Genomic DNA, 25,475 nt, shown 5'->3' with positions numbered 1-25,475 from the left:
TTAAACGCCTTTGACGAAATTTTCACATTCGACCTACCGATTTCTTCTAAGGCGGGTCCAGCGCCGGCTCAGTCACCCTCGCCGGTGACGCCGAACTCGATGGGCGTCTTTACGTAGAAGAGCTTCACGCCCGCCTGGCGGATCACTTCGAAGATGCGCTCGGATTCCTCCTCGCTCACCGCCATGGTGACCTCCTGCGGCTGGTCGGCCAGCTCGAAGAAATGCGCGTAGTGAATACGCCCGGTCTTGCCGAACCCTTCACTGGCCGTCATCAGGGTGGCGCCGCGCACACCTTGCCGGCGCGCTTCCTCCAGCAGCCATTGGGCCAGCGGCAGGCCGGCATGCTTGCGGTCCTGCTGGGTGAAGAACTTCAACTGGTAGCCGTTCATGTCGTTCTCCCGAGCCCTAGCGGCCCATCAGCGCATTCACCGACCAGAGTCCGGCCAGGGTCATCAGCAGGGAACCGGCGAGGTGCGTGGCGATAGTGCCCATGGCCCAGGCCAGGCGGCCTTGCTGCAGCAGCACGACGACCTCGGCGGAGAAGGTCGAGAAGGTGGTGAGGCCACCACAGAAGCCGGTGATGATCAGTAACCGCCATTCTGGCGCCAGACCAGGTGAGTTGGCGAAGAAGGCGATGGCCGCACCAATGATGTAGCCGCCGACCAGGTTGGCGACCACCGTGCCCGGCGGCATGGAAGGCAGAAGGGTGTTGAGCTTGAGCCCGAGCATCCAGCGCAGCAGTGCGCCGAGGGCGGCTCCGAGGGAGACGGCGAGAATGGATTTCCACATGGTCCTGTCCTGGGGAGGGTGTCTTGGACAGGCTGCAGGCGAGCGCCTACGCGCCTTTCCAGGTCTATGCGTAGGCATCATCAGCCACAAGGGCGGTTGAAGGAGGAATGCCATCTCCTGAGGCGCAGTCTGGCATAAGCCGCGCCCATGAAAAAGCCCCGCCTAGGCGGGGCTTTTTCTTACAGCAGGTGCCGGGTGGCTTACATCATGCCGCCCATGCCGCCCATGCCGCCCATGTCCGGCATGGCCGGAGCAGCCTTGTCGTCAGCCACTTCGGCAACCATGGCCTCGGTGGTGACCATCAGGCCGCCGATGGAAGCAGCAGCTTGCAGAGCCGAACGGGTGACCTTGGCCGGATCGAGGATACCCATCTCGATCATGTCGCCGTACACGCCGGTAGCAGCGTTGTAGCCGAAGTTGCCCGAACCCTGCTTGACCTTGTCGACCACGACGCTCGGCTCGTCACCGGAGTTGGCAACGATCTGGCGCAGCGGCGCTTCAACAGCGCGACGCAGCAGAGCGATACCGACGTTCTGGTCTTCGTTGTCGCCCTTCAGGCCTTCGATGGCTTGCAGAGCACGCACCAGGGCGACGCCGCCGCCAGGAACCACGCCTTCTTCCACAGCAGCGCGGGTGGCGTGCAGGGCGTCTTCAACGCGGGCTTTCTTCTCTTTCATCTCGACTTCGGTGGCAGCGCCAACCTTGATCACGGCAACACCGCCAGCCAGCTTGGCCAGACGCTCTTGCAGCTTCTCACGGTCGTAGTCGGAGGAAGTCTCTTCGACCTGCTTGCGGATCTGCAGGACGCGAGCTTCGATGTCGGCCTGAGCGCCAGCGCCATCGATGATGGTGGTGTTTTCTTTGCTCAGAACCACGCGCTTGGCGTTACCCAGGTGCTCCAGGGTGGCGCCTTCCAGGCTCAGACCGACTTCTTCGGAGATGACGGTACCGCCGGTGAGGATGGCGATGTCCTGCAGCATGGCCTTGCGGCGGTCGCCGAAGCCCGGAGCCTTGACGGCTGCGACCTTGACGATGCCACGCATGTTGTTGACGACCAGGGTAGCCAGGGCTTCGCCTTCGACGTCTTCAGCCACGATCAGCAGCGGACGGCCAGCTTTGGCAACGGCTTCCAGGACCGGCAGCATTTCGCGGATGTTGGAGATCTTCTTGTCGACCAGCAGCAGCAGCGGGCCGTCGAGCTCGGCCACCATGGTGTCCGGCTTGTTGATGAAGTAGGGGGACAGGTAGCCGCGGTCGAACTGCATGCCTTCTACGACGGACAGTTCGTTTTCCAGGCCCGAGCCTTCTTCAACGGTGATCACGCCTTCTTTACCGACCTTGTCCATGGCTTCGGCAATGATGTTGCCGATGGAGTCGTCGGAGTTGGCGGAGATGGTGCCTACCTGGGCAATCGCCTTGGTGTCGGCGCAGGGCTTGGCCTGCTCCTTGAGCTGGGCAACGATGGCCACGGTGGCCTTGTCGATGCCGCGCTTGAGGTCCATCGGGTTCATGCCGGCAGCGACGGCCTTCAGGCCTTCGTTGACGATGGCCTGGGCCAGAACGGTAGCGGTGGTGGTGCCGTCACCGGCAGCGTCGTTGGCCTTGGAGGCAACGTCTTTCACCAGCTGGGCGCCCATGTTCTCGAACTTGTCTTTGAGTTCGATTTCCTTGGCGACGGAAACGCCGTCCTTGGTGATGGTCGGAGCGCCGAAGCTCTTGTCCAGAATCACGTTACGGCCTTTCGGGCCGAGGGTCGCTTTTACCGCGTCGGCCAGGACGTTTACGCCGACCAGCATTTTCTTGCGAGCGGAATCGCCGAACTTAACTTCTTTGGCAGCCATGTTCTGTTTCCTCTAAATCGAATTCGGTGGGGAGTGGACGGACTGAAATCAGTCTTCCAGGACGGCGAGGATCTCGGACTCGCCCATCACCAGCAGTTCTTCGCCGTCGACCTTGATGGCGTTGCTGCCGGAGTACGGACCGAAGACCACCTTGTCACCGACCTTCACGGCCAGAGCGCGAACTTCGCCGTTGTCCAGGACACGGCCGGCACCAACAGCAACCACTTCACCGCGGTTCGGCTTCTCGGCGGCGGAACCCGGCAGCACGATGCCGCCTGCGGTCTTGGTCTCTTCCTCGCTGCGACGGATGACGACGCGGTCATGCAGAGGACGAAGCTTCATAGTCGTAACTCTCCCAAACTGTGATTTCCAACGGCCGGGTCGATGCCCGGCAGGTTTTATTGAAGCCGGCGGTGCCGGTTTGCGTCCCGGCTGGCGAGACGCGTAAAGAGCAGCCTGTCCGTGTGACAGGGACCTTGCGGTGACCGGTACATAAGGTCGCTACAAGGCATTTCAAGGGTGTGACGAAATTTTTTTTGCTAACGGAGGGTGCTTCGGGCGCGCGAAACCGCCCGAGGCTCAACGCAGGCGGTCGCGGTCTTCCTCGCGGCGCTGGTATTCGCCTTCGATGACACTGGGGCCGCTGCGGTGCTGGGCGGCCGGATCGTCGGCGAAAGCGCGACGGCGCTCGGCCTGCTCCTGCATGCGCTGGCGTACGCGGCCAAGCATCAGGCGACGGGTGAAGGGGATCAGGCAGAGCAGCCCGACCACGTCGCTGATGAAGCCCGGCAGCATCAGCAGGCCACCGCCGAGGGCGATGACCAGGCCCTCGAGCATTTCCTGCTCGGGCAGCTCGCCGCGATTCAGGCGCTCGCGGGCACGCAGCGCAGTGGCGACGCCAGCCACACGCAGCACCGCCGCGCCGATGAAGGCGCCGGCGATGATCAGCAGAAGGGTCCAGCCCACGCCGATCACGCTGCCGACCTTGATCATCACGGCCAGCTCGATCAGCGGGAACAGAAGAATCAGAAACAGGGGAACTCGCATCGATGAATCCTTGGCGGGGTCATTGCCCGGGTAGAAAGCTAGGTGGCGACGCCCCGCTCCGATTTCAAGGGATAGCCAAGGGATAAGCCAAGGGAGGACAACGGACCGATCAGGCCTGGATCACTTCATTTCCCGGCCAGACGTCCGCCTTGGCCAGCTGCACCAGCGCCTGGCGCACCGCGCCAGCATTGCCGCAAGGCGCGGGGAACGGCAGCCAGTGCAGCCCCTGGCCGACGCGCAGGTGGAAACCTTCTGTATCAATTCCCGCCAGTTGCGGGTCCTTGCCGGCAGATAGCCCGGCCAGTTCGACGTAGTGCTCGATGGCGTTGGCATGGTCGCTGTTCATGTGCTCGACCATGCTCTTTTCCGCTTCGCCGACGAAGGGGTTGGCCAGCGGCACGCTGTTGGCGCCCAGCCAGTGGATATCGCCGAAGCCGCCGATGTAGCGCCACTGCACCGGCTCCAGCACCCAGAAATCGAAGTCGTGGACGATGTGGTAGTCCTGCGAGCCGGGGAAATAGCGGTAGTAACGCTCGGCGGCGCCGGCGATGGCGTCGACGTCCTCGATCAGCAGCGCCTCGGCCAGCAGGGTCAGGCGACCGGCGGCCTGGATGTCGTCGACGCCACGCTCGCCGATGAGCAGCGAGCATTTGCCGTCCATCTGCAGGTTATGGGTGTGCTGGGCGATACGGCTGATCAGGATCAGCGGACGGCCTGCCTCGTCCAGGCAATACGGCACCACGGAGCCGAAGGGGAATCCGGGCCACTTCTTCGAGTGGGTGGAGAGGACGCCGCGGTATTCCTTGAGCAGCAGTTCTCGGGCATGCTTGGCAGCTTTCACGCTCAACTTATGACTCCTCGCAAAGAATCCGTCGCAAACGGACGGGCAGGACTGACTCTGTGCACAGCTGCCGGCGGGGCCTTTCACCAGAAACTGTTCGTGGGGTTGTTCCGATGCAATTGAAAGACAAGGTCATCATCATCACCGGTGGCTGCCAGGGCCTGGGCCGCGCCATGGGCGAGTACCTCTCCGGCAAGGGCGCGCGCGTCGCGCTGGTTGACCTCAATGCCGAAAAACTGGACGAAGCCGTGACTGCCTGCAAGGCCGCTGGCGGTGACGCCCGCGCCTATCTGTGCAACGTCGCCAATGAAGAACAGGTTACCCACATGGTGGCCCAGGTCGCCAGCGACTTCGGCGCCATCAACGGCCTGGTCAACAACGCCGGCATCCTGCGCGACGGCCTGACCATCAAGGTCAAGGACGGCGAGCTGAGCAAGATGAGCCTGGCGCAGTGGCAGGCAGTGATCGACGTCAACCTGACCGGCGTGTTCCTCTGCACCCGTGAAGTGGCGGCAAAGATGATCGAGCTGAAGAACGAAGGCGCGATCGTCAACATTTCCTCCATTTCCCGCGCCGGCAACATGGGCCAGGCCAACTACTCCGCGGCCAAGGCCGGCGTCGCCGCCGACACCGTGGTGTGGGCGAAGGAGCTGGCGCGCTACGGCATCCGCGTGGCGGGCGTGGCGCCCGGCTTCATCGAGACCGACATGGTCGCCAGCATGAAGCCCGAGGCCCTGGAGAAGATGACTGCCGGGATTCCGCTCAAGCGCCTGGGCAAGCCGCTGGAAATCGCCCACTCGGTGGCCTACATCCTCGAGAACGACTACTACACCGGCCGTGTGCTGGAGCTGGACGGCGGCCTGCGCCTGTAACTCGCCCGCCCATGAAAAAGCCCCGCCAGGTGCGGGGCTTTTTTCTGCGCACTCGTACGCGGAACTCGTCTGCCGGAGCGAGCTGTCTTACCAGCCGACGCCCAGGCCGAGGGTGTAGCGGCGCTCGTTGACGTCGCCGTCGTTGCCGCTGAGCTTGTCCCACTCGGCCTTCAGGCTCAGGGACGCCCAGGAAGTGAGCTTGTAGCGGATGCCCGCCTCGCTCTCCAGTTCGTACTCCACGTTGGACTCCAGCGGCTTGCTGACTTCGCCGTTGGTGAACACCTCGAACTGCTTGGCCAGCAGGTAACGGTTGTAGTCCCACTTCAGGCTGGTGCTGTAGAAGTGGGATTTCTCGTCGTCGACGAACTCGTAGTCGTTGCGGTTGACCAGGGTGGCCAGGGAGAACGCGCCCAGCTCGTTGTCCCAGAACTGGTAGCCCGGACCGGTACCGATGGTGCGTTTCTTCTGCAGGTCCTCGATCCAGTCTCGTTTGTACTGTGCCTGGCCTTGCCAGAACCAGTGCTCGTCGAGGAAGCGGTCCAGCGCGTATTGCGCCGAATAGTTGTTGGTGCTGACCTGGTCGTCCTTCTTCTCGCGGTTGTACTCGCCCTGCAGGTTGTGGCGCCAACGGCCGTGGCGGGCATTGGTCTTGAAGTCGATGTCGTAATCCTCGACATCGTTCTCCGCCTGCTTGTGGTCCAGGGAGAAGTCGACGTTACCAGTCCATACCCAGTCCTCGAGGATCGGCTTGGGCGGCATCATCTGCTCGATCTTCGCCAGCTCCACCGTACGCGCTTCGCCATTGACCAGCGTGACCTTGCCCTGGTCGGACGCCTTCAGGCCCTTGGAGTGCTCGCCGGTTTCCTCGTCGTACTTCACCAGCAGGTTCTGGTCGGTTTCCAGCGTCTTGATCTTGTCCCACTTCAGGGCGATCTCTCCGCCGTAGTCGGTCGCCAGCAGCAGCTTGCCGCCGTCATACAGTTTGATGGTGCCAGTGAGGCGGTCACCGTTCTTCAACCAGACGGTATCGGCAAGGGCGGACAGGGAACAGGATGCGAGGGCGACGGTAAGCAGGGTTCTGGAGAACATGAGTCGGATTCAACTGGATGGAATGGGCAAAAAGCCGGGCATTATCCAGATACCCGACACTAGAGCAACGACTGACAGACCCAGTTGCAGGGAGTTCACAATCACTGACAGATGGCGGAATAAATGCTCATCGGATAACTGGACTACCAGTTGACTCCCACCCCCATCACCAGGCGCCTGTCACTGCTGTCCGGAGCATCCGCCGCCTTGAAGGTTATCTTTTCCAATTCCGTACGCACGCTCAGGGACGCCCAGGAATTCATTTTGTAACGAAGCCCCAGCTGCCCTCGCGTCAGGGTGTCGATGTCGTACAAATACTCCGAGTCCATTCTTTCCATCATTTTCTGGTACGTGCCATCGCTGTACAGCTCAAGGCGCTTGGCCAACAGAAAATGCTTGTAGTCCCAAGCCAGGGCTGACGAATAGACGCTCAGTTTTTCGGGGTAAGTGAGTTCCAGTGCGCTGCGATAGACCAGCGCCGTCAGGGAGAAGGCGCCCGTTTCATCATCCCAGAACTGATACCCCGGGCCGGTCGCCACATCCCGCTCAAGCGCCAATGCATCGACCTCGTCGCGCCAGTATTCCAGACGCCCCTGCCAGAACCAGTGCTCTCCCCAGAATCGGTCGAGGGCGTACTGCAGGTTGTAATTGTCAGTGGTAACAGAATCATCCTTGAGCTCACGGTGATACTCACCCTCAAGGGTGTTTCGCCAATAACGGTTCCGCACGACCGTCTTGGCCCTGACGTCGATCTTGTCGGTGTCCTTCTCCGCCCGCTTCCGGTCCAGAGCTGCGTCAATGTTGCCGCTCCAGCGCCAATCCCTGGTGATGGGCTTGTGCGGTACGACTTGCCGAACATCGGCAAGAGCCACGGGGGCCGGAGCGCTGCCATCCAGGCCAACCTCGCCCGGCTCGCCAGCCTGCAATCCATGAAGCAGTTGCTGTTCGCCTTGCTTGAAGCGAACCATCAGGTCCTGGGCGCTTTCAACACTGGAAATCTTGCTGCCTTCGATCGTTATCACGCCTGCAAAGTCGGTGCTCAGCAGCAACTTGCCGCTGTCATAGAGTTTGATCTTGCCGGAGAGCCGGTCGCCGCTCTTGAGCCAGACAGTGTCAGCGAGGCTTGGAAGGCTGTAGGGGCAGAGAGCGAGAAACAGCAGGATTCTGGAAATCATCGCGGGGCAGACAGGCCAGGAAACAGCCGCGAATTATCTTGGCTAATACCGGCGCTTAGCCGCTCCGGCCAGGCGAGCTCCCGATCGTATGTTCCAGCCGGGAGCACGATCGCACTTCGGCCGTGGCACCCACGAGTATGCCGCTGTGGCACGTCCAGCTATCCTGTGCGTCAAGCCGATACCTGTGACGCCCCATGCCAGATCGATGCAAAGACTCCCCCGTCAATCTCACCCAGGAAAGCCTGCAGATGCGCCGCGAGGCGATCTACCTGGTGATCGCCCAGGTGCCCGAAGGCTGCGTCATCACCTATGGCGACGTCGCCCGCCTCGCCGGCCTGGGCCGCTCCGCGCGCCTGGTGGGACGCATCATGAGCCAGTTACCCGACGGCACGCGCCTGCCCTGGCACCGGGTGATCGCCGCGGGCGGCCGGATCAGCCTGCCGCAGGGCAGCGTTTCGGGTAACGAACAGCGCGCACGATTGCGTGCCGAGGGTGTCAGAATCCATAACGATCGGGTGGACATACGTCGGCACGGCTGGCCTAGCGGCGAGCAGTCCTAGTAGAGTTCGCGTAATTTTTCGTCCTGCTGGAAAACACCCCCCATGAAAGAGCATTCCTGGCGCGAGGCATGGATTGCCTACAAGTCTCCCGCCAGCCTCGCGCTTTTGCTGCTGGGTTTCGCCGCCGGCCTGCCGTACATGCTGGTGCTCTCCACCCTCTCGGTGTGGCTGCGTGAAGCGGGTGTCGCTCGGGAAACCATCGGCTTCGCCAGCTGGATCGGGCTGGTCTACGCCTTCAAGTGGGTGTGGTCACCCATGCTCGACCAGTGGCGTCTGCCCTTCATCGGCCGCCTGGGTCGCCGCCGCTCCTGGCTGGTGTTTTCCCAGGGGTTGATCGCCCTCGGCCTGCTCGGCATGGCGCTGTGCAATCCACAGTCGCACCTGAACTGGCTGATCGCCCTGGCCATGGTGGTGGCCTTCGCCTCGGCCACCCAGGACATCGCCATCGACGCCTACCGCCTGGAAATCGCCGAGAACACTCGCCAGGCCGCGCTGGCCGCCTGCTACATGACCGGCTACCGGGTCGCCGTGCTGTTCGCCACCGCCGGCGTGCTGTTCCTCGCCGAATGGGCCGGCTCCAGCGCCCTGCACTACAGCCAGTCGGCCTGGGCCCTGACCTACGCGGTGTGCTCGCTGGCCATCCTGCCCGGCCTGATCACCACGCTGCTGATGAAAGAGCCACCGGTGAACGTGCAGCCTCAGGCGGGCAGCTCGGCGTTTGCCTTCAACCACCAGTTGCTCTCGGTACTGACCCTGCTGGTGTTGCTGATTTCCGTACCGGCCATGCTGACCGCGCTGACCGCCCAGGCCTGGCCGCGCGCTGCGCTGTACGGGATTTTCATCGGCATCTGCATGACGCCCCACGGCCGCCGGCAGATCCGCCCGGTACGTGAGCTGCTGTCGAAGGTGCGCCGGCCGCTGCTGCTGGCGGTACACGGGCGCGGCCTGCCGCAGTTCGACTTCGTCCACCAGGCCGTCTCGGTGATCGTGCTGATCATCCTGCTGGTCACCGGCACCGCCTTCATCAACATGGTCGAAGCGGCCAAGTGGTGGCTCGCCATTCTGTATCTGCTGATCGCCCTGAGCTGTATTTCCGCCCCCGGCCGCCTGCTGATGGCGCCGGTGCTCACGCCGATCACCGAGTTCGTCCGCCGCTACCGCTGGCAGGCACTGCTGCTGCTCGGGCTGATCTCCACCTACCGCATGTCCGACACTGTCATGGGCACCATGGCCAGCGTGTTCTACATCGACATGGGTTTCACCAAGGACACCATCGCCACCGTCAGCAAGCTGTTCGGCGTGGTCATGACCCTGGTGGGCGCCGCGGCCGGCGGCGTGCTGATCGCGCGTTTCAGCATCCTGCCGATCCTGTTCATCGGCGGCGCGGCCTCGGCGGCGACGAACCTGCTGTTCGCCATACTCGCGCAGATGGGCGCGATCGACGACCCGCACCTGATGGGGCAGAACGTCTTCGCCCTGCTCAAGGTCCTGGAGCCCCACGTCACCATGCTGGTGGTGACCATCATGCTCGACAACTTCAGCGGCGGCCTCGCCACCTCGGCCTTCGTCGCCTACCTGTCGAGCCTGACCAACCTGAAGTTCTCCGCCACCCAGTACGCCATGCTCAGTTCCACCATGCTGCTGTTGCCACGCTTCATCGGCGGCTATTCCGGCGCCATGGTCGAGGGCATGGGCTACGAGCGCTTCTTCTTCTTCACCGCACTGCTCGGCGTACCGACGCTGCTACTGATTGGCTGGCTGTGGCTGCAGCGCAAGAACGACATCACCAACGGTGCCGTCGAAGAGGCCTCGGACACACCTGCGCAACAGCCCAGCGCCGAACGTCACTGATCCTTGCCCAAGACTCGTCGCTGGTGAAACAGCGCCCATGAAAAAGGCCGGCAATTGCCGGCCTTTTTCGCTTCTGCGAAGGGGATCAATCCACCAGGACCGAGCCCTCTTCGCCCTTGACCACGCGCACTACCTTGCTCGGCGCCAGGTCAATGCTGCTGTCGAGCAGACGCAGGCGCACCTGCTCGTTGAGCATGAAGGTCACGCCCCAGTAGTCCGAGTTGGCAGTCCACAGGCGCAGCGACAGGGTCACCGAGTTCTCGCCAAGGCCAGCGACCACCACCACCGGCGCCGGCGACTTGAGCACACGGGAGTCCTCGGCCAGCTCCTTGAGGATGGCGCGGGCGCTATCCAGATCAGCGTCGTAGGCAAGTTTCACGTCGAAGATCACCTGGCGCGAGGTCTGGGTCGAGGTGTTGGTGATGATGCCGTTGGACAGCGCACCGTTGGGCACGATCACCGTGCGGTTGTCACCGGTACGCAGCACGGTGTGGAAGATCATGATGTTGTCCACGGTGCCGGAAACGCCCTGCGCCTCGATCCAGTCGCCGACCTTGAACGGGCGGAACAGCAGGATCAGCACCCCGCCGGCAAAATTCGACAGACTGCCCTGCAGCGCCAGGCCGATGGCCAGGCCGGCGGCACCGATGGCGGCGACGAAGCTGGTGGTCTGGATGCCGATCATCGAGGCCACGCTGACCATCAGCAGGATCTTCAGGATGATGTTGACCATGCTGCCGATGAAGCCCTGCAGCGTCTTGTCCACGTGTTTGGTGGACAGCATTCCGCCCACGCGGCGGGTGAACAGGTTGATCACCCACCAGCCGATCAGCAGGGTCAGCAGCGCCAGCGTGGCATTGCCCAGGTAGGCCAGGACAACCGGCGTCCAGGCCTCCGCGCTGTTCATGATCTGCTCGTAATTCATATCCATGGATGCAGGCCCCTTGTCTATTGCCATTCCAAAAACAAAACCGCCATGGCAAGCCATGGCGGTCGGGAGTTCGCCGAGCGACTCTATTACTGCGACGTCGCGCGGGCGCTGAGGTTCCGCAGAAGCGGTCGATCAGTCGCGGAAGTTGTTGAACTGCAGCGGCATCCCCAGGGACTCGCCGCGCAGCAGCGCAATGGCTTCCTGCAGGTCATCGCGCTTCTTGCCGGTGACACGCACCTGCTCACCCTGAATGGCGGCCTGTACCTTGAGCTTCTTGTCCTTGATCAGGGCAACGATCTTCTTCGCCAGGTCCTTGTCGATGCCCTCACGGAAGTCGACTTCCTGCTTGACCACCTTGCCGGAGGCGAAGGAGTCCTTCACTTCCATGCACTGCGCGTCAATCTTGCGTTTGACCAGGCTGGAGCGAAGAATGTCGAGCATCTGCTCGAGCATGAAATCCGCCTCGGCGGTCAGGGTGATGGACTTTTCCTTGGCCTCGAAGCTGCATTTGCCCTTCAGGTCGAAACGGCGGTCCAGTTCCTTGGTGGCGTTATCCAAGGCGTTGGTCAGTTCGTGTTTGTCCAGTTCGGACACCACGTCGAACGAAGGCATGACATCTCTCCAGATGGACGGCGCGATGCGGTTCACAGTCAGCATCGAGCCTGGCTTGACGATAAAAATGCGCGGTCATTATAACTGACGGACAAGACTGCGCCCGGCCTCCGACACTGAGAGTCGGCATTTCCCACTCGTTTGCGAGACATTCCTTTCCATGCCAACCAACCATCTCAGCATTCTGGTGGTCGACGACGCCAAGTTCTCCAGCGCCATGATCGGCCGCGCGCTGAGCCAGGCCGGTTATCAGAACGTGCGCTTCGCCAGCAGCGCCAGCGAAGCGCTCGACCTGCTGGAAAAGGAGCCGGTGAGCGTGCTGCTCGCCGACTGGCTGATGCCCGAGATGGACGGTCTTGAGCTGACCGCGCGGGTACGCCAGCTCGACGAGAGCGGCGACCACTACACCTACATCATCCTGCTCACCGGCAAGGAGGGCGACAACGCCCTGGCCGAGGCCTTCGACCGCGGCGTCGACGATTTCGTCAGCAAGTCGTCGATGAATGAACAACTGGTGCCCCGCGTCCTGGCCGCCGACCGCCTGAGCAACACCCTGCAGCGCCTGCTGATGGAAAACCGCCTGCTCACCCAGAACATCACCAGCCTGGAAGAGCGCAACCTGGTGGACAGCGCCACCGGCCTGGGCAACCAGCGCTACCTGAAACAGAAGCTGGCCGACAGCATCCGCCAGGTGGAATCCCGTGGCGGCGCGGTCTGCTACATGCTGATCGGCCTGCCGGAGCTGGCCGAACTGGGGCAGAAATACGGCCAATCGTTCCAGAACGAGCTGCTCCATGGCGTCGCCCGGCGCCTGCAGCAACTGGTGCGGCCGCTGGATGTCCTGGCGCGCATCGATGACCAGCACTTCGCCCTGATCACCCTGCTCGAAGACCTGCAGGAATGCTCGCCGAGCAGCTTCCGCCGCCTGCACGAAGGCCTGAACCTCAAGGCGTTCAAGACCAGCGAAGGCTTCATCACCCTCAAGGCCGGCATCAGCCTGGTGGGCCTGGACGCCAAAGCGCTGCCCCTGGAGGTCGAGCACCTGATGCAGCAAGGCCGCGCGCTGCTGCCCGATGCCTTCGCCAGCGGGCGAATCAACGCCAGCCGCCTGACCGGCCTGCGCTAAACTTCGCGGTAAGCCCCCGAAACCGCGAAGTTCCTCCCATGACCTGGACCATCCTCGGCGCCGGCAGCCTCGGTTGCCTGTGGGCCGCCCGTCTGTCCCGCGCCGGCCTGCCGGTGCGCCTGCTGCTGCGTGACCGCCAGCGCCTCAACGCCTACCGCGCCCTCGGCGGTATCACCCTGGTGGAAGACGGCCGCGCGAGCCTCTACCCGATTCCGGCGGAAACCGCCGCCCAGGGCGCGCCGATCCAGCGCCTGCTACTGGCCTGCAAGGCCTACGACGCCGAATCCGCCGCCGCCAGCGTGGCCGCGCGCCTGGCCCCCGGTGCAGAGCTGATCCTGCTGCAGAACGGCCTGGGCAGCCAGCAGGCGGTCAGCGCCCACCTGCCCCGCGCCCGCTGCCTGTATGCCTCCAGCACCGAAGGCGCCTTCCGCGAGTCCGACTTCCGTGTGGTCTTCGCAGGCGCTGGGCAGACCTGGCTGGGCGACGAACAGGGCGGCGCCGAGCCGCAATGGCTGGCCGACCTGCACCGCGCAGAAATTCCCGTGCAGTGGAGCGGCGACATCCTCGAACGCCTGTGGCGCAAGCTCGCGCTGAACTGTGCGATCAACCCGCTCACCGTGTTGCACCAGTGCCGCAACGGCGAGCTGGCCAGCCACCCCGGCGAGGTCGCCGGGCTCTGCGATGAGCTTGGCCAACTGCTGCATGCCGCCGGCTACCCCGCCGCCGCACGGGAGCTGCAGGGCGACGTGGAGCGGGTGATTGCCGCCACCGCGGCGAACTTCTCCTCCATGTACCAGGACGTCGCCAAGGGCCGGCGCAGCGAGATCGCCTACCTGCTCGGCCACGCCTGCGGCGAAGGCGACCGCCGGCACCTGCCACTACCGCAGCTGCGCGCATTGCACGCGCGCCTGCGAGCCTACCTGGCAGCCCGCGGATTGCCCGACAACTGATGGCGGGCTACCCTGCCCGCCTCCCCTGTTTTTCTCTTTGACACGCCCATGCCTTCACCCATGAACCTGCGCCAGCGCCTGGAAGACCTGCCGGTCGGCCAGAAAATCCTCGCCGCCCTGCTGGTGCTGCTGGCGACCGTGATGCTGGTGGCCAACCTCGCCTTCATCAGCGCGGCCTACTGGATTTCCCAGGACAGCGTCGCGCCCCAGGCCCTGCAGACCATTGGCCGGCTGATCGCCAACCCGGCGCTCAGCGAACCGGCGCTGTCCTCGCCGACCCAGGCGCAGGTGCTGCTGCGCCAGCTGGACGACTACCAGCCACTGCGCGCCGCCGCGCTCTACGACAGCAATGGCGAGCGCATCGCACAGACGCCAGGCAACGGTCCGGTCGCCCTGCCCGAGCGCCTGGACCAGTTGGAGCGCTGGCGCCAGCACGAATACCGCCTCAATGCGCTGTTCGAGCTGCCCCAGGCTGGCCGCAACAGCGGCTATCTGCTGCTGGTGGCGAGCAGCGAGCTGCCCGGCGCCTTCTACACCGGTACGCTCACCGCCAGCCTGGTGATCCTTGCCGTGTCGGTGCTGCTCTGGCTGCTTATCGCCCAGCAGATCCGCCGTCTGATCACCCGGCCGATCCGCAGCCTGGAAGAGCTTTCGCGCCAGGTCACCCGCGAGGAGAACTATGCCCTGCGCGCCGAGCGCGGCAACGCCGACGAGATCGGCCGCCTGGCCGATGCCTTCAACACCATGCTGACCCGTATCGAAGCCCGCGAGCAGCAGCTCAAGCGCGCCCGCGACGATGCCCAGGAAGCCGTCGAGCAGGCCCAGTCGCTGGCCGAGGAAACCCGCCGCTCGAACCGCAAGCTGGAGCTGGAAGTGCAGGTACGCAGCAAGATCGAGAAGAAGCTCACCGGCTTCCAGCACTACCTCAACAGCATCATCGACTCCATGCCCTCGGCGCTGATCGCGGTGGACGAGCAGCTCTACGTCACCCAGTGGAACCAGGAAGCCAGCCAGCTCTCCGGCACCAGCCTGGACGACGCGGTGAACCAGCCGGTGTTCCTCGCCTTCCCGTCGCTCAAGCCGTTCCTCCCGCAACTCACCCGCGCCGCCGAGCAGCACAAGGTCGAGCGCGTCGAACGTGTCACCTGGGCCCTTACCGACGCCCCGCGCCACTATGCCCTGACCTTCTACCCGCTGATGGGCGGCACCGGCCGTGGTGCGGTGATCCGCATCGACGACATCACCGATCGCCTGGGGATGGAAGAGATGATGGTGCAGTCGGAGAAGATGCTTTCCGTCGGCGGTCTCGCCGCCGGCATGGCCCACGAAATCAACAACCCGCTGGGTGCCATCCTGCACAACGTGCAGAACATCCGCCGGCGCCTGTCGCAGGATCTGCCGAAAAACCTCGAAGTGGCCGGCGAAGTGGGCGTGCGCCTGGACGACCTCAACCACTACCTGGAGGCGCGGGAGATTCCCAAGCTGATGGATGGCATCCAGTACGCCGGCTCCCGTGCCGCGAAGATCGTCACCCACATGCTCTCCTTCAGCCGCCGCAGCCACCGCCAGATGGCCGCCTGCGAGCTGCCGGCGCTGCTGGAGCAGGCGGTGGAGATCGCCGGCAACGACTTCGACCTCACCGGCGGCTTCGACTTCAAGTCGCTGGAGATCGTCCACGAGTACGACCCGCGCCTGGGCCCGGTGCCGGTGATCGCCAACGAGATCGAACAGGTCCTGCTCAACCTGCTGAAGAACGGCGCCCAGGCCATCCACCTGCGCGACGACGAAGAGGAAGGCGAATACGGCCGCATCACCCTGCGTACCCGCCTCAACCCACCGTGGGCGGAAATCCACGTGGAGGACAACGGCTGCGGCATGCCGGAGAACGTGCGCAAGCGCATCTTCGAGCCTTTCTTCACCACCAAGGAAGTCGGCCAGGGCACCGGGCTGGGCCTGTCGGTCTCGTACTTCATCGTCACCAACAACCACAAGGGGCAGATGGAGGTGCAGTCCGAACTGGGCGTTGGCACCTGTTTCACCATCCGTCTGCCGCTGGCCGCCGAGATTTCCCCGCCCCTGCCGCTATTGGCGCAGGGCGACAAGGAGCATTGAGCCATGGGCAATCGCCTGTCGAAGATCTACACCCGCACCGGCGATGCCGGCGAAACCGGCCTGGCGGACGGCCGCCGCGTGCCCAAGCACCATCCACGGGTGGAAGCCATGGGCGCGGTGGACGAGCTGAACAGCCACCTCGGCCTGCTGCTGGCCGGGCTGCATGAGGCGCGTAGCAGCGCGCTGGAGGAAGTGATCGGCGTGCTGGCACCGATCCAGCACCGCCTGTTCGACCTGGGCGGGGAGCTGGCGATGCCGGAGTACCGCGCACTGAACGATGCCGAAGTGGAGCGCCTGGAGCAGGTGATCGACCGCTGGAACGAAGAACTCGGGCCACTGAAGAACTTCATCCTGCCCGGCGGCTCGCGCCTGGTCGCCCTCGCCCACCTGTGCCGCGCCCAGGCGCGCAATGCCGAGCGCCGCTGCCAGCAGCTGAATGCCGAAGAACCGCTGGAAGGTGCCGGTCTGCGCTACCTGAACCGCCTGTCCGACCTGCTGTTCGTCGCCGCGCGGTTCATCGCCCGTCGCCAGGGCGTGGAAGAGATTCTCTGGCAGGCGGCCGAAAAGCCGGCCTGATAGATCTGCCGGAGCGCGCCCTACGCGTGATCGCGGGCATGGCCCGCTCCTGCAGGTGAACGCCGGCGCTAGAGACTGGTAACGGCGTGGTTCATGTGGATCAGCCTTCGCTTTTCGGCCAGAACGCGCGAATACCTGCTACGCCTTGGGCACCGGCCTGCCAGGCGCGCTGGAGGTCCTGCGGACCGACGCCACCCAGCACGAACACCGGCTGGTTGAAGCCCTCGATCAGCTCCGCCGCAGCGTCCCAGCCCAGCGCCGGCTCACCCGGATGGCTCTCGGTGGGCTGCACCGGCGACAGAGTGACGAAATCCACGCCCATGCGCGCCGCCAGCTCCAGTTCTTCGGCGCTATGGCAGGACGCCGCCAGCAGGCGCTCGCGGGGGAACGGCCGGCCGTTCGGCGCGTACTTGCGCAGTTGCTCGGAAGTCAGGTGCCAGCCAGCCGCCGGGAAGTCGCCCAGCCATTCCAGCGGGCCCTTGAGCATCAGCTGCGCCTTGCCGGCACACAGGCCCTGCACGTCGACAGCGAGGTCGCGGTACTCGGGGCTGTACATGTTCGGCGCGCGCAACTGGATCAGCCGGATGCCGCTGGCAACAGCGGCACGCACGCCCTGCACCAGTTGCGGGATTTCCAGGCCATCAGGGGTGATCAGGTAGCGATCCGGCAGACGCGCGGCCTGCACGATCGGCTCGTTGGCCGCCGGGAACTCGTAGTCCGGCAAGTCGCGCGGGGCGACCCAGGCCAGCGGCTGGCCCTCGGCGCCGTGGGGCGCGCCGGAGAAGGCGGAGACTTCCCAGACATCCAGCAACACGTGCTTGTCGCTGTAGTCGTGCTGCACGCGGATCAGCGGACGCGCCTGCTCGACGTCGATGCCGAGTTCTTCCTTCAGCTCGCGGGCCAGGGCGACCTGCACCGCTTCGCCCTCTTCCACCTTGCCACCGGGAAACTCCCAGAGACCGCCCTGGTGCTTGTCGTCCGGACGGCGAGCGATCAACACCCGGCCATCGAGTCCGCGAATCACGGCGGCGGCGACATGTACTCGTTTCACAGTGCTACTCCTCAATCCGATTCAGGCAGGGCCCGCGCAGGCGGGCATTCTACCGTCATTGGCGGTCGGGATCAGGCGCGTTCGACCATCGCCGCGTCCAGCCAGGGACGGAAAGCCGGCCAGGCGTAGATCGCATCGACGTAGTTCTGCGCCTCGATGGGCAAGGTCACGCAGTAGCTGCGCAGGCGCGTGGCAATGGGAGCGTAGAAGGCATCGGCAATGCTCGCGTGACCGAACAGGAACGGACCGTCCTGGCCGAACTGCTGGCGGCACAGCGCCCAGAGCTCGACGACCCGGGCGATATCCGCCTCCACCGCGTCGGGCACGTTGGTCAGCGGCTGGTTACGCTGGATATCCATGGGCATGTGCGAACGCAGCGCCATGAAGCCGCTGTGCATCTCGGCACAGACCGAGCGCGCCAGGGCGCGGGCCGCTTCGCCACGAGGCCAGAGGTGCGCTTCGGGGAAGCGTTCGGCGAGATACTCGGCGATCGCCAGGGAATCCCAGATCAGCCCGTGTTCGCATTTGAGCGCCGGCACCTTGCCGCTGGGCGAGTGCTCGCGGATGCGCCGCGCAGTGTCCTGCCCGCCGAGGGGAATGAGGATTTCCTCGAACTCGGCGCCGGTGAGCTGCATGGCCAGCCAGCCGCGCAGGGACCAGGAGGAGAGATTCTTGCTGCCGATGATCAGGGTAAGGGACATGGACGCGATGCTCTTGAGGGTCAGTCAGAAGACCTTAGAGCGCGGCAGCCATGAAAACAAATTCCCGATTTTCATCTATCCATGAAAATCGGGAATGCGAAGTCAACCGGCTACAAGCTACAGGCTTCAGGCGCGCTCTTGCCGGCAGCCTGAAGCTTGCAGCCCATGGCCGCCGTCAGGTGCGATATTCCGCGTTGATCTTCACGTACTCATGGGACAGGTCGGTGGTCCAGATGGTCTCGCTGCAGGTACCGCGGCCGAGATCGATGCGGATGGTGATCTCTTCCTGGGCCATGACTTTGGCGCCCTGGTCCTCGGTGTAACTGGTAGCGCGGCAGCCACGGCTGGCGATGGCCACGTCATCGAGGAACACGTCGATCAGGCTCACGTCCAGGTCGGGCACGCCGGCACGGCCGACGGCCGCGAGGATACGCCCCCAGTTCGGGTCGGAAGCGAACAGCGCGGTCTTGATCAGCGGCGAGTGGGACACGGCGTAGCCGACGTCCAGGCACTCCTGGTGAGTCGCACCGCCGTTCACCTGCACGGTGACGAACTTGGTGGCGCCTTCGCCGTCACGGACGATGGCCTGGGCCAGCTCCATGGAGACTTCCAGCACGGCCTGCTTCAGCGCGGCGAACAGCGCGCCGGAGGCAGCGGTGATCTCCGGCAGCGCGGCCTGGCCGGTGGCAACCAGCATGCAGCAGTCGTTGGTCGAGGTATCGCCATCGATGGTGATGCGGTTGAAGGACTTGTTCGACGCGTCGCGCAGCAGGTCCTGCAGTACGCCCTGGGCAACCTTGGCGTCGGTGGCGATGTAACCGAGCATGGTGGCCATGTTCGGCTTGATCATGCCGGCGCCCTTGCTGATGCCGGTGACGGTGATGGTCACGCCGTCGTGCTGGAACTGGCGGCTGGCGCCCTTGGGCAGGGTGTCGGTGGTCATGATGCCGGTAGCAGCGTCGGCCCAGTTATCCACAGACAGGTTGGCCAGCGCGGCAGGCAGCGCGGCTTCGATCTTCTCGACCGGCAGCGGCTCGCCGATCACGCCGGTGGAGTACGGCAGCACGGCATTTTCCGGCACGCCGGCCAGCTCGGCCAGCTTGGCGCAGGTGCGGGTGGCATTGGCCAGGCCCGGCTCGCCGGTGCCGGCGTTGGCGTTGCCGGTGTTGGTCAGCAGGTAGCGTACCGGGCCCAGGAAGCGCTTGCGCGCCAGGATCACGGGAGCTGCGCAGAAGGCGTTGGTGGTGAACACACCGGCCACGGTGGAACCTTCGGCGCAGCGCATCACCACGATGTCCTTGCGGCCGGGTCGTTTGATGCCGGCAGAGGCGATGCCGAGTTCGAAACCGGGGACCGGGTGCAGGGTGGACATGGGGCCGAGACCAACAGCCATGTGGCGCGCTCCTATCTAGTCAAAGAATCGAGTCAGTGAATCATCTAATCAGTGGATCAAATGAGAAAAACGCCGCGAGCGGCAGGGCCGGTCGCGGCGTTGGTATCAGGGTCGGGAGGCGTTATTCCACCTGACCGTGGCAGTGCTTGTACTTCTTGCCCGAACCGCAGGGGCACGGCTCGTTGCGGCCGATCTTCGGTTCGTTGCGGACGGGCTCCATCGGCACCACGTTGTCAGCGGGCACTTCACCCTCTTCTTCCGGCTCGGCCGTCACCTGGTCCATGGACGGCGCGGCGGCGTGCTGGAACTGCATGCGCTTGGCCATTTCCTCGGCCTCGCGACGCAGGCGGGCTTCTTCTTCGGCCGGATCTTCGCGGCGAACCTGAACGAAGGACAGCACGCGGATAGTGTCGCGCTTGATGGAGTTCAGCAGTTCCTGGAACAGGTTGAAGGACTCGCGCTTGTATTCCTGCTTCGGGTTCTTCTGCGCGTAGCCGCGCAGGTGGATGCCGTGGCGCAGGTGATCCATGGTGGACAGGTGGTCCTTCCACAGGTCGTCCAGTACGCGCAGCAGCATCTGCTTCTCGAAGGTGCGCAGGGCTTCCTCGCCAGCGAGCTCTTCCTTCTCGTTGTAGGCAGCCACCAGCTCGGTGAGGATCTTCTCGCGCAGGGTCTCTTCGTAGAGCTTCTCGTCGTCGTCCAGCCACTGCTGGATCGGCAACTTGAGGCCGAAATCGCTGTACAGCGCAGCTTCCAGGCCAGCGACGTCCCACTGCTCGGGCAGCGACTGCGGCGGAATGTGCTCGCTGACGGTGTTGTTCAGGGTCTCTTCGCGGAACTCGGTGATGGTCTCGCCGATGTTGTCGGCCGCGAGCAGTGTGTTGCGCATGTGGTAGATCACCTTGCGCTGCTCGTTGGCGACGTCGTCGAACTCCAGCAGTTGCTTGCGGATATCGAAGTTGCGGCCTTCGACCTTGCGCTGTGCCTTTTCGATGGCATTGGTCACCATGCGGTGCTCGATCGCCTCGCCCGGCTGCATGCCGAGGGCCTTCATGAAGTTCTTCACCCGGTCGGAGGCGAAGATGCGCATCAGGTGGTCTTCCAGCGACAGGTAGAAGCGGCTGGAGCCCGGGTCGCCCTGACGACCGGCACGGCCACGCAGCTGGTTGTCGATACGGCGGGATTCGTGGCGCTCGGAGGCGATCACGTGCAGGCCGCCCGACTCGATGACCTGCTGGTGACGCTTCTGCCAGTCGGCCTTGATCTGCGCGACCTGCTCGTCGGTGGGGTTCTCGAGTGCAGCGACTTCCACTTCCCAGTTGCCGCCCAGCAGGATGTCGGTACCCCGACCGGCCATGTTGGTGGCGATGGTGACCGCGCCCGGACGACCGGCCTGGGCGATGATCTCGGCTTCCTTCTCGTGGTACTTGGCGTTCAGTACCTTGTGCTCGATGCCGGCGTTCTGCAGCAGCTGCGAAACGTACTCGGACGTCTCGACCGAAGCGGTACCCACGAGGATCGGGCGGCCCAGTGCCTGGCACTGCTGCACGTCAGTGATGATGGCGGCGTACTTCTCGTCCTGGGTCAGGTAGACCAGGTCGTTGAAGTCCTTACGGGCAACCGGACGGTGGGTCGGGATCACCACCACGTCCAGGCCGTAGGTCTGGCGGAATTCGAAGGCCTCGGTGTCAGCGGTACCGGTCATGCCGGCCAGCTTGGTGTAGAGGCGGAAGTAGTTCTGGAAGGTGGTCGAGGCCAGGGTCTGGCTCTCGGCCTGGATCGGCAGGTTTTCCTTCGCCTCGATGGCCTGGTGCAGACCCTCGGAGAGGCGGCGGCCCGGCATGGTACGGCCGGTGTGCTCGTCGATCAGCAGGACCTGGTCGCCCTGGACGATGTATTCCACGTTGCGGTGGAACAGGGTGTGGGCGCGCAGCGCGGCATAGACGTGGGTCAGCAGGCTGAGGTTGTGCGCCGAGTAGAGGCTCTCGCCCTCGGCCAGCAGGCCGTTCTGGGTCAGCAGTTCCTCGACGTAGGCATGGCCCTGCTCGTTGAGTTCGACCTGGCGGGTCTTCTCGTCGATGCTGTAGTGGCCCTGTTGGGTCACCTGGCCTTCGACTTCCTCGATATGACGCTTCAGGCGCGGGATCAGCTTGTTGATCTTGATGTACAGCTCGGAGCTGTCTTCGGCCTGGCCGGAGATGATCAGCGGAGTCCGCGCCTCGTCGATGAGGATGGAGTCCACTTCGTCGACCACGGCGAAGTTCAGTTCGCGCTGGAACTTGTCTTCCAGGCTGAACGCCATGTTGTCGCGCAGGTAGTCGAAACCGAATTCGTTGTTGGTGCCGTAGGTGATGTCGGAGGCGTAGGCAGCACGCTTCTCTTCCGGCGGCTGGAACGGGCTGACGATGCCGACGGTCAGGCCGAGGAACTCATACAGCGGGCGCATCCAGTTGGCGTCGCGGCGGGCCAGGTAGTCGTTCACGGTGACCACGTGCACGCCTTTGCCGGACAGGGCGTTCAGGTAGACGGCCAGGGTACCCACGAGGGTCTTGCCCTCACCGGTACGCATCTCGGCGATCTTGCCTTCGTGCAGGGACATGCCGCCGATCAGCTGGACGTCGAAGTGACGCATGCCCATCACGCGCTTGCCGGCCTCGCGGGCGACGGCAAAGGCTTCCGGAAGAATCTGGTCGAGGGTCTCACCCTTGGCGACACGTGCCTTGAACTCTTCGGTCTTGGCCTTCAGTTGCTCATCGGAAAGCGGGACCATCTGGGGCTCGAGTGCATTGATGGCCTGAACCTGCTTGGCCATGCGCTTCACTTCGCGCTCGTTCTTGCTTCCAAAGAGTTTTTTCAACAAAGGCGCAAACATATCGACTGGGTCATCCGAACTGGAGAATTGGAGGGCTGCCCGACTGGCTGGCCGCGGCGCGGAACGGCAATGAAGCGGGCATTCTACCCGGAAACTACCGGGAAAAAAGTGCCGAAGTCATCCTCCGAAGCTTCGCATTCTGCGAGCTTGGGGGCAATGCATGAGCGGACAACTTTGAATCCGAGTGAGTGATATGGTGACGCGGGCGGGCAACTTCAAGGCCCGACGGTGGCATCTGGCCCAGAGCGCATCTGTTACCATCCTTCTTCATTCATTCCCGGTTGTTCTCGATGGCCTTCCGCCCCCTGCCCGCCAAGGCGATGACCAAGCTGCTGCGCGAAGCCAAGCCGCTGCAGTCGCTGTTCGCCCAGGCGCAGCGCCTCTCGCGCCTGCAGGAACTGCTCGACTCGCAACTGCAGCCCGCCGCCCGCCCGTTTTGCCGCGTTGCCTCCTTGCGCGAAGGCAGCCTGCTGCTGGTGGTCACCGACGGCCACTGGGCCACGCGCCTGCGCTACCAGCAGAACCGCCTGCTGCGGCAACTGGCCTCGTTCGAGGAATTCAGGGGCCTGGCGCGCATTCTGTTCAAGGTGCAGCCGGTGATCCAGGCGCCCACCCGGGTGAATACCAACCGCATCACCGAGTCCGCCTCCGCCACCCTGCACGAAGCCGCCGAAGGCATCAGCAATCCGCAACTCAAGGCCGCCCTCGAGCGCCTCGCCAGCCGCAGCCGCAAACCGCCGGAAGCGGACCAGGAATAAAAGCTCAGGCATAAAAAAAGGCCACCCGAGGGTGGCCTTTGAAGTTGTAGCTGAAAGGAGGAGGTTTCCTTATACGGCCGCAGCGGGTCGCATATAGGAGATCGGCGCAGTCTTGGCGTCCTCGAAGGTCACCACTTCCCAAGCGTCCTTGTCTGCGATGAGGGTCCGCAGGAGACGGTTGTTCAGGGCATGACCGGACTTGTAGCCGATGAACTCGCCGATGAGGCTGTTACCCAGCAGGTACAGGTCACCAATGGCGTCCAGGATCTTGTGCTTGACGAATTCATCCTCGTAACGAAGACCGTCTTCGTTGAGCACTCGATACTCGTCGACCACGATGGCGTTCTCCACGCTGCCACCGAGCGCCAGGTTCTGCGAACGCAGCATCTCGATGTCGCGCATGAACCCGAAGGTACGGGCGCGGCTGACTTCCTTGACGAAGGAAGTGCTGGAGAAATCCACCACGGCTTTCTGGGTGCGACCACGGAAGACCGGGTGATCGAAATCGATCTCGAAGCTCACCTTGAAGCCGTCGAACGGAACGAAGGTGGCGCGCTTGTCGCCCTCTTCCACCGTTATTTCGCGCTTGATGCGGATGAACTTCTTGGCCGCTTCCTGCTCTTGCAGGCCAGCGGACTGGATCAGGAATACGAAGGGACCTGCGCTGCCGTCCATGATCGGTACTTCCGACGCGGACAGCTCGACATAGGCGTTGTCGATACCCAGGCCGGCCATGGCCGAGAGCAGGTGCTCCACGGTATCCACCTTGATGTCACCCTTGATCAGGGTGGTCGACATGGTGGTTTCGCCGACGTTCGAGGCCCGGGCGGGAATTTCCACCACAGGGTCGAGATCGGTCCGGCAGAACACGATGCCAGTATCGACGGGAGCCGGCTTCAGGGTCAGGTAAACCTTTTCCCCGGAGTGCAGGCCGACACCGGTCGCCCGGATGATGTTCTTCAAGGTGCGTTGTCTGATCATGGCTTTGGCCGCTTTCGCGCAAGTTGCGAACTGTTGTCAACAATGGGCGGCGATGATAGCAGAACCGCCCTTTGCTGAACACCAATCACATTGATACTCCTGATAAATCGACTCAATCGGCCTGACGACGCAGGAAGGCCGGGATATCCAGATAGTCCAGATCGTCCTGCGGGTTCAGCTTGGCTGCGGTGGCTGCGCCGCCGTGGCTCTGGTTGCGCATGACGGTCGGACGGTCCAGGTCACGGTAGTTCACCGACTGCTGCTCGCGCTGAACCGGAGCCTGGGTGCTGACGGCCTGGGTCTGAACGGTGTTGTCAACGACCTTGACCGGCTTCTCCAGGCGAGCGCCCAGACCGGTGGCGACCACGGTGACGTGCAGTTCGTCGCGCATGTCCGGATCGATCACGGTGCCGACTTTCACGGTGGCGTGCTCGGAAGCGAACTGCTCGATGATGTTACCCACGTCGGAGTACTCGCCCAGGGACAGGTCGGGACCGGCGGTGATGTTCACCAGGATGCCGCGGGCGCCCTGCAGGTTGACGTCTTCCAGCAGCGGGTTGCGGATCGCGGCTTCGGTAGCCTCGCGAGCACGGTTCGGACCGCTGGCGCAGCCGGTACCCATCATGGCCATGCCCATTTCGCTCATGACGGTTTTCACGTCGGCGAAGTCGACGTTGATCATGCCCGGGCGCTTGATGATGTCGGAGATACCGCGAACGGCACCGGCCAGCACATCGTCAGCCTTGGCGAAGGCGGCCAGCAGGCTCGCGTCCTTGCCCAGGATGGTCAGCAGTTTTTCGTTCGGGATGGTGATCAGCGAGTCAACGCTTTCAGCCAGCGAGCGGATGCCCTCGTCGGCGATCTGCATGCGCTTGCGACCTTCGAACGGGAACGGACGGGTGACCACGGCCACGGTGAGGATGCCCATTTCCTTGGCAACCTCGGCGATGATCGGCGCAGCACCGGTACCGGTACCGCCACCCATGCCGGTGGTGATGAAGACCATGTCGGCGCCTTCCAGGACTTCGGCAATACGCTCGCGGTCCTCGATGGCGGCCTGGCGGCCTACTTCAGGGTTGGCGCCAGCGCCCAGACCCTTGGTCACGCCCGGGCCGAGCTGCAGCACGGTGCGCGCGGCGATGTTCTTCAGCGCCTGCGCATCGGTGTTGGCGCAAATGAATTCGACGCCATCAACGTTGTTCTTGGCCATGTGGTTCACGGCGTTGCCGCCGCCACCACCTACGCCGATAACCTTGATGACTGCTGTTTGCGGGACGTTATCTACCAGTTCAAACATTTCCCCTCTCCTTCCTTTCTAGTTGTGTTGCCTACGTTTACCGCGGTGGT

General features: G+C 63.8%; 24 protein-coding genes and 1 riboswitch. Of the genes, 8 read left to right on the top strand and 16 right to left on the bottom strand.

The window, feature by feature from the left end:
* Positions 1-68: 68 nt before the first annotated feature.
* The 6 genes from J2T47_RS24395 to J2T47_RS24370 form a co-directional block, all read right to left on the bottom strand.
* Entirely contained in the window at positions 69-389 is a 321-nt protein-coding gene (locus J2T47_RS24395) for a DUF190 domain-containing protein (protein WP_045209651.1), read from the bottom strand.
* 16 nt (positions 390-405) lie between these two features.
* A complete protein-coding gene (gene crcB, locus J2T47_RS24390; protein WP_253452626.1) occupies positions 406-789 on the bottom strand; it encodes a fluoride efflux transporter CrcB in 384 nt (127 codons plus the stop codon).
* Between the two features lie 64 nt (positions 790-853).
* Positions 854-916, bottom strand: a riboswitch (Fluoride riboswitch).
* A 73-nt stretch (positions 917-989) separates the two neighbouring features.
* Entirely contained in the window at positions 990-2,630 is a 1,641-nt protein-coding gene (gene groL / locus J2T47_RS24385; RefSeq protein ID WP_045209649.1) for a chaperonin GroEL, read from the bottom strand.
* Positions 2,631-2,678: 48 nt separating this feature from the next.
* Positions 2,679-2,972, bottom strand: coding sequence for a co-chaperone GroES (locus tag J2T47_RS24380; protein ID WP_009617968.1), 294 nt, complete (start codon positions 2,970-2,972; stop codon positions 2,679-2,681).
* 237 nt (positions 2,973-3,209) lie between these two features.
* Positions 3,210-3,677 carry an FxsA family protein gene (locus tag J2T47_RS24375; protein WP_253452625.1) on the bottom strand — a complete coding sequence of 156 codons (468 nt, stop codon included), beginning with the start codon at positions 3,675-3,677 and terminating at the stop codon, positions 3,210-3,212.
* Between the two features lie 109 nt (positions 3,678-3,786).
* Complete coding sequence (locus tag J2T47_RS24370) at positions 3,787-4,524, bottom strand: HugZ family protein (protein WP_253452623.1); 738 nt, start codon at positions 4,522-4,524, stop codon at positions 3,787-3,789.
* Positions 4,525-4,631: 107 nt separating this feature from the next.
* On the opposite strand from J2T47_RS24370, the gene J2T47_RS24365 reads away from it, so the two are divergent.
* On the top strand, positions 4,632-5,390 hold the full coding sequence (locus J2T47_RS24365) for an SDR family oxidoreductase (RefSeq protein ID WP_236174460.1): 759 nt from the start codon (positions 4,632-4,634) through the stop codon (positions 5,388-5,390).
* Positions 5,391-5,477: 87 nt separating this feature from the next.
* Here the strand turns inward: J2T47_RS24365 and J2T47_RS24360 are convergent, their stop codons facing one another.
* Complete coding sequence (locus J2T47_RS24360; protein ID WP_253452622.1) at positions 5,478-6,479, bottom strand: DUF481 domain-containing protein; 1,002 nt, start codon at positions 6,477-6,479, stop codon at positions 5,478-5,480.
* A 143-nt stretch (positions 6,480-6,622) separates the two neighbouring features.
* Positions 6,623-7,654 carry a DUF481 domain-containing protein gene (locus J2T47_RS24355; protein WP_253452620.1) on the bottom strand — a complete coding sequence of 344 codons (1,032 nt, stop codon included), beginning with the start codon at positions 7,652-7,654 and terminating at the stop codon, positions 6,623-6,625.
* A gap of 194 nt (positions 7,655-7,848) precedes the next feature.
* On the opposite strand from J2T47_RS24355, the gene J2T47_RS24350 reads away from it, so the two are divergent.
* Both J2T47_RS24350 and J2T47_RS24345 read left to right on the top strand, forming a co-directional pair.
* The gene (locus tag J2T47_RS24350) at positions 7,849-8,214 is read left to right on the top strand and encodes an MGMT family protein (protein WP_253452619.1); all 366 of its coding nucleotides are present in this window, start codon (positions 7,849-7,851) and stop codon (positions 8,212-8,214) included.
* Positions 8,215-8,256: 42 nt separating this feature from the next.
* Entirely contained in the window at positions 8,257-10,065 is a 1,809-nt protein-coding gene (locus J2T47_RS24345; RefSeq protein ID WP_253452617.1) for an AmpG family muropeptide MFS transporter, read from the top strand.
* Positions 10,066-10,150: 85 nt separating this feature from the next.
* On the opposite strand, the gene J2T47_RS24340 is transcribed toward J2T47_RS24345, so the two are convergent.
* Both J2T47_RS24340 and J2T47_RS24335 read right to left on the bottom strand, forming a co-directional pair.
* On the bottom strand, positions 10,151-10,996 hold the full coding sequence (locus J2T47_RS24340) for a mechanosensitive ion channel family protein (RefSeq protein ID WP_253452615.1): 846 nt from the start codon (positions 10,994-10,996) through the stop codon (positions 10,151-10,153).
* Positions 10,997-11,128: 132 nt separating this feature from the next.
* A complete protein-coding gene (locus J2T47_RS24335) occupies positions 11,129-11,608 on the bottom strand; it encodes a YajQ family cyclic di-GMP-binding protein (RefSeq protein WP_138521343.1) in 480 nt (159 codons plus the stop codon).
* 160 nt (positions 11,609-11,768) lie between these two features.
* Between J2T47_RS24335 and J2T47_RS24330 the strand changes: the two genes are divergently transcribed.
* Genes J2T47_RS24330 through J2T47_RS24315 form a run of 4 tightly spaced genes read left to right on the top strand, consistent with a single transcriptional unit; the run spans position 11,769 to position 16,372 of the window.
* Positions 11,769-12,734, top strand: a complete 966-nt coding sequence (locus tag J2T47_RS24330) for a response regulator (protein WP_253452613.1) — start codon at positions 11,769-11,771, stop codon at positions 12,732-12,734.
* A 38-nt stretch (positions 12,735-12,772) separates the two neighbouring features.
* A complete protein-coding gene (locus tag J2T47_RS24325; protein ID WP_253452612.1) occupies positions 12,773-13,684 on the top strand; it encodes a putative 2-dehydropantoate 2-reductase in 912 nt (303 codons plus the stop codon).
* Between the two features lie 60 nt (positions 13,685-13,744).
* Positions 13,745-15,796, top strand: a complete 2,052-nt coding sequence (locus J2T47_RS24320; protein WP_253452736.1) for a sensor histidine kinase — start codon at positions 13,745-13,747, stop codon at positions 15,794-15,796.
* 3 nt (positions 15,797-15,799) lie between these two features.
* Positions 15,800-16,372, top strand: a complete 573-nt coding sequence (locus J2T47_RS24315) for a cob(I)yrinic acid a,c-diamide adenosyltransferase (RefSeq protein WP_081517502.1) — start codon at positions 15,800-15,802, stop codon at positions 16,370-16,372.
* A gap of 100 nt (positions 16,373-16,472) precedes the next feature.
* Here J2T47_RS24315 and J2T47_RS24310 read toward each other — a convergent pair whose 3' ends face one another.
* The 4 genes from J2T47_RS24310 to secA all read right to left on the bottom strand — a co-directional run bounded on the left by J2T47_RS24310 (position 16,473) and on the right by secA (position 22,389).
* Entirely contained in the window at positions 16,473-17,423 is a 951-nt protein-coding gene (locus tag J2T47_RS24310) for a Nudix family hydrolase (protein WP_253452610.1), read from the bottom strand.
* Between the two features lie 71 nt (positions 17,424-17,494).
* The gene (locus J2T47_RS24305) at positions 17,495-18,124 is read right to left on the bottom strand and encodes a glutathione S-transferase family protein (protein WP_253452608.1); all 630 of its coding nucleotides are present in this window, start codon (positions 18,122-18,124) and stop codon (positions 17,495-17,497) included.
* A 175-nt stretch (positions 18,125-18,299) separates the two neighbouring features.
* Positions 18,300-19,517 carry a bifunctional glutamate N-acetyltransferase/amino-acid acetyltransferase ArgJ gene (gene argJ, locus J2T47_RS24300; protein ID WP_253452606.1) on the bottom strand — a complete coding sequence of 406 codons (1,218 nt, stop codon included), beginning with the start codon at positions 19,515-19,517 and terminating at the stop codon, positions 18,300-18,302.
* A gap of 121 nt (positions 19,518-19,638) precedes the next feature.
* On the bottom strand, positions 19,639-22,389 hold the full coding sequence (gene secA, locus J2T47_RS24295) for a preprotein translocase subunit SecA (protein ID WP_253452605.1): 2,751 nt from the start codon (positions 22,387-22,389) through the stop codon (positions 19,639-19,641).
* Between the two features lie 290 nt (positions 22,390-22,679).
* On the opposite strand from secA, the gene J2T47_RS24290 reads away from it, so the two are divergent.
* Positions 22,680-23,147: a DUF721 domain-containing protein gene (locus tag J2T47_RS24290; RefSeq protein WP_253452603.1), complete on the top strand. Its 468-nt coding sequence runs from the start codon at positions 22,680-22,682 to the stop codon at positions 23,145-23,147.
* A 69-nt stretch (positions 23,148-23,216) separates the two neighbouring features.
* On the opposite strand, the gene lpxC is transcribed toward J2T47_RS24290, so the two are convergent.
* Together lpxC and ftsZ are read right to left on the bottom strand one after the other, a co-directional pair.
* Complete coding sequence (gene lpxC / locus J2T47_RS24285) at positions 23,217-24,128, bottom strand: UDP-3-O-acyl-N-acetylglucosamine deacetylase (RefSeq protein ID WP_045209632.1); 912 nt, start codon at positions 24,126-24,128, stop codon at positions 23,217-23,219.
* A 112-nt stretch (positions 24,129-24,240) separates the two neighbouring features.
* A complete protein-coding gene (gene ftsZ, locus J2T47_RS24280) occupies positions 24,241-25,425 on the bottom strand; it encodes a cell division protein FtsZ (RefSeq protein ID WP_045209631.1) in 1,185 nt (394 codons plus the stop codon).
* Positions 25,426-25,475 lie beyond the last annotated feature (50 nt).

The organism is Pseudomonas nitroreducens, assembly GCF_024170165.1.
In the GTDB taxonomy this organism is placed as follows: Bacteria; Pseudomonadota; Gammaproteobacteria; order Pseudomonadales; family Pseudomonadaceae; genus Pseudomonas; species Pseudomonas nitroreducens_C.
Note: the sequence above shows the minus strand (reverse complement) of the source record. Positions and strands in the feature narration are given on the sequence as shown.